The organism is Virgisporangium aurantiacum (assembly GCF_016863635.1).
GTDB lineage: Bacteria > Actinomycetota > Actinomycetes > Mycobacteriales > Micromonosporaceae > Virgisporangium > Virgisporangium aurantiacum.
In genome coordinates this window covers 150,635-164,349 of record NZ_BOPG01000027.1, presented here as the reverse complement: position 1 = coordinate 164,349, position 13,715 = coordinate 150,635, and the positions used below count along the sequence as shown (strand labels likewise).

The window sequence follows — 13,715 nt, the reverse complement described above, 5'->3', positions numbered from 1 at the left end:
CAACACACCCGGCACGACCGACGGCGTCAGCGGGCCAACTCCAGGTGGTAGCAGTTGTTGGACTGGGCACCGAGGGGCGGCGCGCGGTTCGGGCCCGGGGTCTCGTCGATCACCTTCGTGATCCGGGGCCGGACCGCCTCGCGGAACCTCGCGCCGTTGCCGTTCGCGGCGAAGTCGCCGCCGACGCCCTTCTCGTCGTACACGATGTCGAAGGTGATCCGCTGTGCCGGTGACACGCAGTGCTGGGTCACGTTCTCGCAACCGACCTCGTTGATCTTGGTCAGCATCGCCGCCTGGATGGTGGCGCGCATCGCGACCGCCTGCGCCTTGGTCAGACCGTTCGTCTTGTCCTTGAAGACGTTGATCACCATGTCGGCCGTGTCGTTGTACGTTTCGATCTGGGCCTTGATGTTCGCCGCCAGGTCATCGCCCTTCGTCAGGTTGTCGAACAGGATCCGGGCCATGTCCTCGGGCCGGCGGAACGCCGAGCTGACCGTCGCCTTGTCCTGGCCGGCGACCCGCAGCCCGTCCTTGACGATGTCCACCAGCGTGACGTCCCCCGGGTCGCGCGCCGCGTTCGGACCGAAGCCCAGGTTGACGTCCTTGAGGTTGGCCACCCGGGTCGGGCTGGCCACCGCGATCAGGAACGCGGTGCCCGCCGGGTCGTTGCCCAGCGAACTGCCGGGAATGTTGACGGTGTACGTCCCGGCGGCCGTTCCGGCCGCGATCCGGAAGCTGCCCACCGCGTTGCCGAGCCGGCTCTCGAACGTCGTGCCGCGGGCGAAGTAGATGTCGATGCTCCGGATCTGCTCGGTCCGCTGCGACAGCGTGTACTTCAGCTCCATCCCACCCCGCTGCGGGTCCCAGCGCAGGGCCGGGGTCAGCGTGTCGACCGCGGGCTGGATGAAGCCGACCACGACCGCCGAGTTGTAGAACGCGTCGGCCACGTTGGCCACGGTCAGGTCGACCTGCACCACCTCGCCATTCGGGTTGACCGGGAGCACGACGTCGCGCCAGGCGGTGGACCCGGACGGGTAGTCGAACTGGGCCAGCCCCAACCCGTTCATGGAGTTGATCTCCCGGGCGACCCCGCCGCTGGTCCGGACGCTCACCGCGAAGTAGTCGTCGAACTCGGTACCGAAGAACCCGAACGGCACCTCCGACGTGATGAACCGGTAGCGCAGCCGCACGTCGGTCTGCCCCGGCACGGTGCGGAACGTGCGGAACACCCGCTGCGGCCCCTGCCCGAACGTCTCCACCGCGAGGTCGTTGTCCGGGGCGGCGGCAGCGGTGGCCGCCCGCCGGGCGGCGGAGAGGGACAGCGGCGGCGTGCCAGCGGCGCGCGTTCCGCCGCGCGCCGTCACCACGTCGGTGGCCGCGCCGCTGCCCCTGCGGTCGACCGAGGCGGCGCCGCCCTTTCCGGCGGTCGCCGCGGCCGAGGTGTCGATCGGCGGGTAGAAGCCCTCGGTGTGCGGGATCAGGCTGACCTTCTGGGCGTTGCCGCCGTAGCCGGCGAGGCCCTGGCTGAAGTCGTTGTTGTCGACGGTGCTCGGCGTGCTCAGGCCGCGGACGACCACCGTGGCCGAACCGTCCTGGCCCATGAAGCCGAGCGAGCCGAGCCGGCCCTGCACGTTCACCTCCACCATCACCGTCGTCCGCGGCACGTTCGGGAGGTCGAACCGGCCGTCGGTCACCCCGAAGTCACTCCGGATGCCCGGGTCGGACACCGCGTAGATCTCGACGAACGCGTTGTCCCGCACCGGCGCGCCCGTCTCGTCCACAATGGACAGACGCACGGTGGCGTCGCCGGCCCACACCGTCTGTTCGAAGTGGACCGGGTCGCCGGTGGACAGCCGGCTGTTCAGGACGATCTGGTTGCGGCCGGACACCAACGCGTTGCTGGCGAAGACCTGGGTCGGGTTGACCTGGATCCGGTCGGCCGGGACCGGGGTGCCGTTCACGGTGAGCGTGGTCTGCGCCGGGTCGCTGGCGTACTCGTACGCGCGGGCGGTGAGGTCGAAGCTGATCCGGGCACTGGTCGGGCCGATCCGGGACGGGTTGAAGCCGTTGATCCGGATGGCGTCCGGCGGCAGCACCACCTCGCCCGGCTCGGGGCTCGGCGCGGTGCCGGTGGACAGGAACGTCTCGAAGCTGCGCATCCGCTGCGGTGCGGGGCCGGTGCCGGCGCAGGACGTCCTGCCGGTGGCGGCGCTCACCGACGCGCCCGGCGTGAGCGACCAGTTGTACGCGGAACAGAACAGTCCGCGCGTGACGAAACCGGTCGCCAGCACCAGGAACGGCCCGCTGTCCGGCGCACCGTTGAAGGAGAACGAGACGTCCTCGTACGTCGGGAACCACACGTTGCCGGCCAGCCCGCCGGTCGAGTTGAACGTGGTGGTCTCGCCCGCCTCGGTCTCCACGTAGGCGAACCGGTTGGCGGTCGTGCCGATGATGGACCGGGCCCGGGTGAAGCTGACGGTGAAGTCGGCCGACACCGGGTTGCCCTCCAGGTCCTGGCACTCGACCACGATCTCCTGGAAGCCGGCGGGGAAGTCGCGCCACTCGACCGGCACGCAGGACGTGCCCGGCGTGTGCAACGTGGTCACCTGGATGTTGCCACCGTCGCGCGAACTGCCGATGCCGCCGAACCGCACGTTGTACCGGTAGGCGGCGGACTGCAGCAGGTTCACCGTGGTGCCGCTGGTCCGGGCCACCCGGAACCCGCCGTACGCGGTCTCCACCCGGGCGTAGGCGTAGGCGCCCGGCGAGGCCGAGATGACATCCGGCGCGGACGTCCACAGCACGGTGAAGGCCGCGTCGGACCGGAACGCGATCAGGCCGGCGGCGCCCCGGTCCTGGGACCCCCAACAGGCCACGTACACCACCACGTCCGGCCCGCTGTGCAGGTACTCGTCGAGTTGGCAGTGCCGCTGCGGGGTGGCCGCCGTGACGTGCGCGACGCCGAGGTCGGTCGCCAGCAGCGCCGCCTGCGGGAACCGCACCATGAACCGGCCGGTCTCCGACTTCGACGCGACGGCGACGCTCTTCATCGAACTGTCGCTGCGCATCGGATCGACCGGCAGCGCACCGGCCGGCCGGCCCACCGGGTCCACGTACGCGTACGCCCAGGAGTTGACGCTGCTGGCGCTCGCCGGCGTGGCCGGGCCGGCCAGCACCAGCAGGGCCGCGCCGAGCACCGCGGCGAGGGCAGCCGGAACAACGCGTCTGCGCATGAGAATCTCCGGGTGGCGTGAAGTGGACCCCGTGCTACATCACCTGTTCGCGCGCACCCGGCGGCCGGATCTCCGTAAATGTACGGAACATGTACGGAGGTTCCCTACGGTGGCCGCCATGCGTGCCCCGGCCCGTCTCGTCGCCCGTGTCGTCACCCGTGTCGTCACTGTCGTCGTCTGCCTCGCGACCGTGCCCCTGTGGGCATTGCCGGCCCGGGCGGCTCCGTCGACGCGCCTGCTGATCGTCGGCGACTCGATCACCCACGGCTCGGCCAGCGACTACACCTGGCGGTACCGCCTCGCGAAGCACCTCGCCGCCGTCGCCCCCGGCACCGTCGACTTCGTCGGCGACCGGACGGACCTGTACGACAACGTCAACGGCCGCAGCGGCTCGCAGAGTTACCTCGACGCGAACTTCGACCGCCAGCACCACGCGTTGTGGGGCCGGGCGGTCTCCGCCGAGAAGGACACGATCGCCGCGGCCGTCGCCTCGTCCGACGCGACCACGATGACGGTGCTGCTGGGCATCAACGACCTGGCCTGGTTGGGCCAGACCCCGGTGGGGCTGGCCGCCGACATGGAACGGCTCATCGCCAACGCCCGGTCGGCCAACCCCGACCTCGACATCGTGCTCGGGCACGTCCTCACCCGCGGCGACCTGTGGCGCAGAACGGTCATCGACGCCGGTCTGATCGCGGAGGTCAACCGCCAGTACGACGCGCTCGCGAACCGGCTCTCCACCAGCCGCTCCCGGGTCGTCATCGCGAACACCGACGCCGGCTGGGATCCGGTCCGGCACACCTGGGACGGCGTCCACCCGAACTCGACCGGCGAGGTGCGGATCGCCGCCAAGTTCGCCGACGGTCTCAGCCAACTCGGCATCGGCCGCGCCTACGGAACGATCCCCGACTTCGTCGTCTGGGGCGCCGGCGGCGGCGGCGCCGTCACCGCGCGCCCGGTCGCCGGCGGCATCACCCTCACCTGGGCCAGGACCCCCGGCGCCAACGCCATCTACATCGAGCAACGCATCGTCAGCATCGGCGAGGGGATCTTCAAGCCGCTCCCGGTACCGCTCACCGGCACGACCTGGACGGCGAAACCCCTGCCGGCCGGCTGGACCATCGAGTACCGGGCGGTGCCGCTCAAGGGCGTCATGGTCGGGCACGGCGGAGCGGTCGGCCGGGCGACGGTTCCCGGCACTCCCCCGGTCGGACAGCCCGAGATCGTCGGCGTGATCGGCGAGACGCAACACGACGTGCGGCTGTTGTGGAGCACGGTGTCCAACGCCTCCGGCTACATGATCGAGATGTGCGAGCTGCGCGGCGAACTCGCCTGCGGCGAGGAAGGCAACTCGTGGAACCGCCTGCCGTACGCGTTGCCGCACCCGACGAACTCGTTCACCGTCGAACTGCTGAACCCCGGTACGTGGTACCGGTTCCGGATCGTGCCGGTCAACGGTGGCCTGGACGGCACGAAGTCGAACCAGGTCGACATCCGCACCAAGGGCACCCCGGCCTACACGAACTACTTCGCCCTCGGCGACTCGTTCTCCGCCGGCACCGGCGGCTTCCTCGACGAGACGTACTGCCTCCGCTCGCCGTTCGCCTGGCCGTTGGAGATCACCGCGTCGTGGGAGGCGTCCGCGCGGATGCTGGCGTGCGGCGGCAACACCGCCCGCGACGTCATCGACAAGCAGCTGCCGGACCTGCGGGCGGTGCACGCCCGCGGGTCCACCATGGTCACCGTGACCGCCGGTGGCAACGACGCCGGATTCTTCGGCGCGCTGGTGAACTGCCTGCTCATCGGGCCCGACTGCGCCGGGCAGCGGCAGGAGATCACCGACAGGATCAACGGCATCGTCCGGACCCGACTGGTCGAGCTCTACACCAAGCTCCGGGCGGAGCTGCCCGGCGCCGACATCTACGCCGTCGGCTACCCGCTTCTCATCGACCCCGACGACGTCTGTCTCGACGACACCGAGCTCACCCTCAGCCGCGAGGACAAGGTCATGATCCGCGACATGGGCCTGCTCATGAACGACGTGATCGACTCCGCCGCACAGGAGGCCGGGGTGACATCGGTCGCCTACAAACCGGCGGAGCGGTTCGCCGGCCACGGCGCCTGCGCGGGCGCCCTCGACAGGGACGCCTGGATCCACTCGTTCATCGTTCCGGAGGTGCAGATCTCGTTCCATCCCACCGAGACCGGCTACGACGCCTACGCGTACGCCGTCAACGCCGCGCGCGTCAACGTCGCGGAGGCCGGCGGGCTGCGCTACCCGTGAGTTGCCGCGTGTGCGTCACCCGGCCGGGTGATTCCGGGCGGCCGAGGTTTGTCCCGGTTCCGGAGGGGGGTAGCGGTTGCCGACCTTGAGGAGAGTGATGATCATGTCGGACGCCGACGGCGCGGTCCTCGGTAGTGCGTCCCGAGTGGCCGCCGCGCGCCGGGCCCGCCGGGTCCTGCCCGGCCTGTCGATTCCGCTGGACGGCATCGCCCGGCTCGCCGCCCGATTACTCGATACCCCCACCGGCCTGGTGACCGTGGTCGGCGGCGCCCGCGACGACTTCCTCGGCGCGCACGGCCTGCCCGAACAATTCCTGGGCCGTCGCGCGGCCCGGGACTACTCGTTGTGCCGCCATGTCGTGGCCGCCGACCATCCGGTGGCGGTCGACGACATGACCACCGACCGGACGCTGCGGACCCACCGGCTGGTCGCCGAGCACGGAGTGCGGGCCTTTGCCGGCGTCCCGCTCCGGGACACCCGGGACCGGCCGGTCGGCGCGCTGACCGTGGTCGACACGCGACCGCGGCACTGGACGGACCAGGAGCAGTCCACTCTCGTCGAGATCGCCGCCCTGATCGGGCCCATCCCGGCCGACGACCCGGTCGACACCGCCATGGCCGCGTTGGCCGAACCCGCCACGGCCGCCACCTCCACGGCCGACGACACGGCCGACGGAACGGCCGACAGAACGGCCGACAGAACGGCCGACGGCATTGCCGCCGACGGCGGGGTGAACGCCGCCGTCCGGTCCGAGGTTCGAGGTGGGTTCATCACCGCGCTGCTCGACGCCGTCCAGGTCGGCGTGCTCGCGGTGGACAGCTCCGGCCGGCCGGTGCTGTTCAACCGCATCCTGCGCCACATCGACCCCCGGCTCGACGACGCGACGCCGGAGCAGGCCCTGGCCATGGTGCAGCAACGGCTCTACCACCTCGACGGGCAACCCGTCGCACCGGACGACACCGCGGCGGCCCGGGCGCTGCGCGGGGAACACGTCCGCGATTTCCGCACCGTCGTGCGGACACCCGACCGACCCGACCGCTACCTGCTCACCAACAGCGCTCCCATCCTCGCCGCCGACGGGCAGCGCCTCGGCGCGGTCTCCACCATCTCCGACATCACCGACCGGCTGCGGGCCGAACGCCTCCGCGACGGCGAACTGGCCATCGCGCGCATCCTCGCCGACGCCGACACCCTCGATCAGGCCGCGCCGGAGCTGGTCGAGCATCTGGGCGAGGTACTGGGCTGGTCGTTCACCTCGCTGTGGCTGGTCGATCCCGTCAATCCGGACACCCTGCGCCAGGTCGCCCGATGGAGCGCGCCGGGCGTCGACCTCGACGACCTCATTCCCGACGTGATCCCCCGCGACCTGGCCGGCCTCGCCGAGCTCGTCGAGACCGGCACGTCGCTCTGGTTGCCCGACCTGACCCGCACACCGCAACAGCAGTCCGAGCCGCTCCGCGTCTTCACGACCGCCTGCGCCGGACGCGGGCTGAGAACCGCCATGCTCGCCGCGATCGACCCGGGCGGTGGTGCGGGCGGGGACGGGGGGACGCCGGGGCTGATCGCCTGCCTGACCAGCCGTGCCGAGGATGACGAGTTCCTGGTCGCCGGCCTGCTCGACGCCGTCGCCGAGCAGATCGGGCACTTCCTCACCCGGCACCACGCCAGCGACCTCGCCGGCCAGCTCGCCCACGCCAAGGACGACTTCGTCGCCCTCGCCGGCCATGCCATCCGCACCCCGCTGACGTCGATCTTCTCCTACACCGAACTGCTGCTCGAAGACCCCACCCTCACCGCGGACAGCCGCGAACTCGTCGAGGTCATCTCGCGAAACGCCATCGGGCTCAACACGGTCGTCGTCGGACTGCTCGACCTGGCCGCCCTGGAAACCGGCGAGGACCCCCTCCGGTCCACCGACGTCGACCTGCCCGCCCTCGTCACCGCGGCCCTCGACGCGGTCGGCCCGGCCGCCGCCGCCAGCGGCGTCCACCTGCACACCACCACGCCCCCCACCCTGACCGTGCCCGGCGACCCGCGCCGGCTCCGCCAGGTCGTGGACAACCTGCTGTACAACGCGATCAAGTACAGCCCGCACGGCGGCGACGTGCACCTGACGCTGACGGCCGCGCCCACCACCGTCGAACTCACCGTCACCGACCACGGGATCGGCGTCCCCGCAGCCGAGCGCCACCGGCTGTTCCGCCGCTTCTACCGCGCCAGCAACGCCGCGCACACCTCGATTCCCGGCACCGGGCTCGGCCTCACCCTCGCCAGCGCCATCGTCGACGCCCACCACGGCACCATCACCATCCACAACCCCAACACCGGCGGCACCACGATCACCGTCCATCTCCCCCGCCCCACGGCTACAGGTGACTAGAACGGTGCCGTTCGGGTGTAGTTCCATTGCTGAGCGGAGTGACGGCACCGGCCGGCGAAGGATGGTCAACAGCCGTCGCCGATCGCGGCCGGAATGAGGACACCGAGTCATGGCCATGGTGTTGATTGCGGAGGACAACGCCGATGTCTGCATGGTGCTGAAGCGGGTTCTCACCGTGGCCAACTTCGACGTCGTGACCGCGCCCGACGGAACCACCGCCCTGGACCTGGCCGTCGCCCAGCACCCCGACGTGGTGTTGACCGACCTGGACATGCCCGGCCTGACCGGCCTGGAGCTCACCGAGGCGTTGCGCGGGCATCCCGTCGAGCGGGGCGTGCCGATCCTGATCCTCAGCGGTTCCCTGCAACGTGGTGATCCCCGCGCGGCCGCCGCCGGAGTGTGTGACGTCAGGCTCAAGCCGTTCACCAACCGCGACCTGGTGGCCGCGGTGCAACACCTCGCCGACATCGGCCGGCACCGCCACGACCAGGGATCGTCACCCTGCCCGTTGCAGCCACGGCCCGCGGCGCCCGCCGATCCGGGCGCGCTCGCCGACGCCTGATCCGGCCCGATTGCCGGTCACTGGGTCAGGGCGAGACGGTTGGCCGGAAGGTCGAAGGCGATGACGTAGTCGCGCAGGAACGCGGCCGCGATGCTGGCGACGGGGACGCCGTCCACGATGCGCACGGTCGGCGCCTGTTTGGTCCAGCCCGCCACGACCAGGTCGCCGTCCAGCGGTGCCGCGCGGATCGTGAACGTGGTGTCGCCGATGCGGCCGGATCCGGCCGGCGTGGGGGCGCCGCGGAACGGCAGGCCGGCCGTTGCCGGCACGTCGAGAACGCCGGGTCCGCCGGTGTCGACGGTGACCGTCAGCGTCTTGTCACCGGCGCGGATGTCGATATTGGGGATGCCGTGGTCGAGGGTGAACGCGACAACATGCGGCCCATCGGACAGCCGGCGGTTGGACAACTGCAGGGTCTGACGCCGGTAGTCCAGGGTCGCGGTCAGCTTCTCGAACAGCAGGACGCCGATCATGCCGTCGACGCCGGGCGGCCCGGGTTCGGCGACCGCCTCGACGCCGCTGAACCGGGCCGCCCCGATGGCGAGCGAGTCGACGCGCACCAGGGGCGACGGAGGGCGGCCCTGGCTGCCGGGAGGACCGTTCTGGACGCTGCCGATCTGCGGCAGGTCGCGGCCGAGGTCAGGACTGAGATTCACGGCCGCGCTGGATCCGCTGTCGAGGCCGAACCGGTACGGCCCCTTGCCGTTCAGCATCGCCTCGACGGTCCCGATGTGCTGGAACGAGCCCAGTGCGACGGTCGTGTCGGCCGCGAGCTGGGTGTCGGCCGGCCCTTTCGGGCCCGCCGGGCCCGGCGGGGAGGCCGAGGCCGCCGCGATGGCGGTCCCGCGCGGCCGGGGTGCGGCCGGGGAACAGCCCGCGGCGCAGCCGAGCAGTGTGGCACCAAGGAGAACCGTTCGTCGGGTGATCGTCATGTCTGCGGTTTGTACACGGGCACCGGTGACGTCACGGTGATCCACTTTGTCACCTCGTTGTAACCGGCGATTTGAAACACTGTCCGGTCATGAGGGTGCTGCTGGTCGAGGATCACGTCGAACTGGCCGACACCGTGGCCATGGTTCTGCGGCGGGAGGGTATGGCCGTCGATGTCGCTCTCGACGGTGATGCCGCCCTGGAGCGCACCGGCGTCACCGGTTACGACGTGGTCGTGCTCGATCGCGACCTGCCGGTGCTGCACGGTGACGAGGTGTGCCGGCTCCTGGCCGAACAGCGGTATCCGGGCCGGGTGCTGATGCTGACGGCGTCGGGGACCGTCGAGGATCGGGTCGACGGCTTCGCGCTCGGCGCCGACGACTACCTGCCCAAGCCCTTCGCGCTCGCCGAGTTGATCTCCCGGGTCCGGGCCCTCGCCCGCCGCCGCGGCACGCCGCTGCCTCCGGTTTTGGTCAAGGCGGATCTGCGGCTCGATCCGGCGCGGCGGATCACCACCCGCGGCGGTCGGCGGATCCCGTTGAGCGCCAGGGAGTTCGCGGTCCTGGAACATCTACTCGCCGCCGAGGGCAGGGTCGTCGGTGCGGAGGAACTGCTCGATTCGGTGTGGGACGAGCAGACCGACCCGTTCACGACAACCGTCAAGGTCACCATCCGGCGGTTGCGCGGCAAGCTCGGTGAACCACCGCTGATCGAGACCGTGCACCGGGCCGGATACCGGATCTGAGCATGTTCCGGGGCACGGTCCGGCTGCGGCTCACCCTCCTCTGCGGCGCCTTGATCTTCGCGTCCGGCGTCATCCTGGTGGCGCTCACCTACCTCTTCGTCGCGGACCGACCGGTGGCCGTGCGGTACCTCTTCTCCAACCAACCGGACGGCGGCCAGTTGCCCGCCGTGCCGACTCCGGCCGACCTGGCAGACCGGCAGCACGACGCCACCGTGCACCATCTGCTCACCCAGGGCGCGATCACCCTGGGCATCATGACCGTCGTTTCGCTCGGACTCGGCTGGCTGTTGGCCGGCCGGGTGCTCCGGCCGGTCCGCACCATCACCGCGACGGCGCGCCGGATCTCGGCCGGCAACCTGCACCAACGGCTCGCTCTGTCCGGCCCGCCCGACGAGTTCACCCGTCTCGGGGACACCTTCGACGAGCTGCTCGCCCGGCTGGAAAGCTCCTTCACGGCGCAGCGCCGGTTCGTCGCCAACGCCGCCCACGAACTGCGCACCCCGCTCACCGTTCAGCGCGCCCATCTCGAGGCGGCGCTCATCGACCCCGACCCGAGCGCCGCGTCCTGGCGCAGGGCGTGCGAACGCGCACTCGCGGCCGGGACGCAGCAGGAGCGCATCCTCGATGCGCTGCTCACCCTGGCCCGCAGCGAGGGCGGGCTGACCCGCCAGGAGGAGTTCGACCTGGCGGAGGTGGCCGGCGAGGTCGTCGCGACCGCCGACGACATCCTCGCGACCGCCGTCGACGGGCCGCGGTTCACCTGCGCTCTCGACCCGGCGTCGGCCGTCGGAGACCCGCATCTGGCCAGGCGCCTCGTCACCAACCTCGTCGACAACGCGGTGCGTCACAACGTCGCGGGCGGGCAGGTCGACGTCCGCACCGGCCGGCCCGGGGGAAGGCCGACGTTGTGCGTCGCCAACACCGGGCCGGACGTCCAGCCGGCCGACCTGGCCCGGCTACTGCAACCCTTCCAACGCCTCGCCCCGGACCGCACCGGCGACGGCCTCGGTCTCGGCCTTTCCATCGTCGACGCGGTCGCGACCGCGCACGGCGCACGGCTGACCCTCGAACCGCGGGCCGGCGGCGGGCTGGAGGTCACCGTCTCCTTTCCGGCACCGGGCCCGTCGCCGCGCGCGGGTTTCTGATCTTCGACGACTTCAGGCTCGCCTCGCGGGCGATAGAGTCGAAACTGTCGCTCGACCACCGTGGCGTGGCCGTGAGCCGGCACCTCATGCCGGCCGCCACCGGGCGTGCCGGGTGCCGGTGACGCCGGCCCGGATGAGTTGCAGCCGCGGCTTCGGCCCGTCGCTGCGCCCGGTCTGCGGGCTGCGGCTACCGGCCCGCCACGGGACCGGCCAGTCGGCGCCCCGCCCCTGGTAGCCCTGGTCGGCCGCCGCGTGCAGGGTCCAGTTCGGGTCGTACAGGTGGGCCCGGCCGATCGCGCACAGGTCGGCCCGGCCGGCCAGCAGGATCGAGTTCACGTCGTCGTAGGAGCTGATCACGCCCACGGCGATCGTCGCGATCCCCACCCGGTTGCGGATCGCGTCGGCGTACGGGGTCTGGTAGGAGCGGCCGTACTCGGGCCGCTCGTCCGGCGTCACCTGCCCGGTCGACACGTCGAGGGCGTCGGCACCGGCGGCGGCGAACGCAGCGGCGATCTCCACGGCGTCCTCGCCGGTGATGCCGCCCTTGGTCCAGTCGGTGGCCGAGATGCGCACCGAGATCGGACGGTCCTCCGGCCACACCGCCCGCACCGCGTCGAAGACCTCCAGCGGATACCGCAGCCGGTTCGCCAGCGATCCGCCGTAGGAGTCGGTGCGGCGGTTGGTGACCGACGAGATGAAGCTGGACAGCAGGTACCCGTGCGCGCAGTGCAGTTCGAGCAGGTCGAACCCGGCCCGGGCGGCCATCCGGGTGGCCCGGACGAATTCGGCGCGGATCCTGTCCAGGTCGGCCCGGGTGAGTTCGCGGGGCACCTGGTTGACGCCGGGCCGGTACGGCAACGGCGACGGCGCGACGACCTCCCAGTTGCCGTCGAGCAGCGGATCGTCGATGCCCTCCCACATCAGCCTGGTCGAGCCCTTCCGGCCCGAGTGACCCACCTGGAAGCCGATCTTCGCGGTGGACTCGGTGTGCACCAACTCGACGATCCGTCGCCACGCGGCCTCGTGCGCGGGCCGGTACATGCCGGTGCAGCCGGGTGTGATGCGTCCGGTCTCGGAGACGCACACCATCTCGGTCATCACCAGACCGGCTCCGCCGAGCGCCTTGCCGCCGAGGTGGGCGAGGTGGAAGTCGTTCGGTAGGCCGTCCACCGCGCGGTACATGTCCATCGCGGAGACGACCACCCGGTTCTTCAGTTCCAGGCCGCGCAGCCGGAACGGCTGGAACATCGGCGGCCGCACGTCGCCCGACCCGGCGCCGCGGGCGAACCACGCGTCGACGCCCTCGACGAACTGCGAGTCGCGCAGCCGCAGGTTCCCGTGGGTGACCCGCCGGCTGCGGGTCATGATGTTGAACGCGAACTGGGGCGTCTCCTGGTGGACGTACTGCGGGAGATTCTCGAACCACTCGAGGCTCGCCTGCGCCGCGCGCTGGGTCGAGAGCACCACCGGCCGGCGCTCGGTCTCGTAGGCCGACAGCGCCGCGTCCACTGTGGACTGTTCGTGCAGGCACGCCGCGAGCGCCAGCGCGTCCTCCATGGCCAGCTTCGTACCCGAGCCGATGGAGAAGTGCGCGGTGTGCGCCGCGTCGCCGAGCAGCACGACGTTGCCGTGCCGCCACGTCTCGTTGCGGACGGTCGCGAAGCTGATCCACCGCGAGTTGTTCGCGTACACCGCATGCCCGTCGAGGATGTCGGCGAACAACTCGCGGACGCGCGCGATCGAGTCCTCGTCGCTCTGCCCGGGCCGGAACTCCCGTGCGGCGTGCGCGTCGAAGCCGGCGGCCCGCCACACGCTGTCGTGCATCTCGACGATGAACGTCGAGCCGGTGGCGTCGTACGGGTAGCCGTGGATCTGCATGACGCCGTGGGGCGTCTGGCGGATGTAGAACTTGAACGCGTCGAACACGAGGTCGGTGCCGAGCCACATGTACTTGCAGTGCCGCACGTCCAGGCTCGGCCGGAACGTGTCGGCGTACTTGGCCCGGATCACCGAGTTGAGCCCGTCGCTGGCCACGACGAGGTCGAAGGTCGCCGACAGCTCGTCGGCGCTCGGCGCCTCGGTGCGGAAGTGCATGGTGACGCCCAGCTCGCGGCACCGCGCCTGCAGGATCTCCAGCAGTCGCCGGCGGCTCATCGCGGCGAAGCCGTGCCCGCCGCTCGTCTGCACCTCGTCGCGGAAGTGCACGTCGATGTCGTCCCACCGGGCGAACTCGCGCTGCATCGCGTCGAAGACGGCCTTGTCGGCGTGCTCGATCCCGCCGAGGGTCTCGTCGGAGAAGACGACGCCGAAGCCGAACGTGTCGTCGGGGGCGTTGCGCTCCCACACGGTGATCTCGTGTCCGGGACCCAACTGCTTGGCCAGAGCGGAGAAGTACAACCCGCCCGGGCCACCGCCGATCACCGCGATGCGCATGTG

The 13,715-nt window shown here is 71.1% G+C and carries 8 protein-coding genes; 5 read left to right on the top strand and 3 right to left on the bottom strand.

The window, feature by feature from the left end:
* Window positions 1-26: 26 nt before the first annotated feature.
* Entirely contained in the window at window positions 27-3,233 is a 3,207-nt protein-coding gene (locus Vau01_RS22025; RefSeq protein ID WP_203995877.1) for an RHS repeat domain-containing protein, read from the bottom strand.
* A 118-nt stretch (window positions 3,234-3,351) separates the two neighbouring features.
* Between Vau01_RS22025 and Vau01_RS22020 the strand changes: the two genes are divergently transcribed.
* The 3 genes from Vau01_RS22020 to Vau01_RS22010 all read left to right on the top strand — a co-directional run bounded on the left by Vau01_RS22020 (window position 3,352) and on the right by Vau01_RS22010 (window position 8,459).
* A complete protein-coding gene (locus tag Vau01_RS22020; protein ID WP_203995876.1) occupies window positions 3,352-5,517 on the top strand; it encodes a GDSL-type esterase/lipase family protein in 2,166 nt (721 codons plus the stop codon).
* Between the two features lie 103 nt (window positions 5,518-5,620).
* On the top strand, window positions 5,621-7,897 hold the full coding sequence (locus Vau01_RS22015; RefSeq protein ID WP_203995873.1) for a sensor histidine kinase: 2,277 nt from the start codon (window positions 5,621-5,623) through the stop codon (window positions 7,895-7,897).
* Window positions 7,898-8,006: 109 nt separating this feature from the next.
* On the top strand, window positions 8,007-8,459 hold the full coding sequence (locus Vau01_RS22010; protein WP_203995870.1) for a response regulator: 453 nt from the start codon (window positions 8,007-8,009) through the stop codon (window positions 8,457-8,459).
* A gap of 17 nt (window positions 8,460-8,476) precedes the next feature.
* On the opposite strand, the gene Vau01_RS22005 is transcribed toward Vau01_RS22010, so the two are convergent.
* Window positions 8,477-9,391 carry a retropepsin-like aspartic protease gene (locus Vau01_RS22005; protein WP_203995869.1) on the bottom strand — a complete coding sequence of 305 codons (915 nt, stop codon included), beginning with the start codon at window positions 9,389-9,391 and terminating at the stop codon, window positions 8,477-8,479.
* An 89-nt stretch (window positions 9,392-9,480) separates the two neighbouring features.
* On the opposite strand from Vau01_RS22005, the gene Vau01_RS22000 reads away from it, so the two are divergent.
* Window positions 9,481-10,134 (top strand): response regulator transcription factor, encoded by a 654-nt coding sequence (locus tag Vau01_RS22000; RefSeq protein WP_203995868.1) that lies wholly within the window; start codon window positions 9,481-9,483, stop codon window positions 10,132-10,134.
* Between the two features lie 2 nt (window positions 10,135-10,136).
* Complete coding sequence (locus Vau01_RS21995) at window positions 10,137-11,279, top strand: sensor histidine kinase (protein WP_203995867.1); 1,143 nt, start codon at window positions 10,137-10,139, stop codon at window positions 11,277-11,279.
* Window positions 11,280-11,363: 84 nt separating this feature from the next.
* Here the strand turns inward: Vau01_RS21995 and Vau01_RS21990 are convergent, their stop codons facing one another.
* A complete protein-coding gene (locus Vau01_RS21990) occupies window positions 11,364-13,712 on the bottom strand; it encodes a bifunctional salicylyl-CoA 5-hydroxylase/oxidoreductase (protein WP_203995866.1) in 2,349 nt (782 codons plus the stop codon).
* Window positions 13,713-13,715 lie beyond the last annotated feature (3 nt).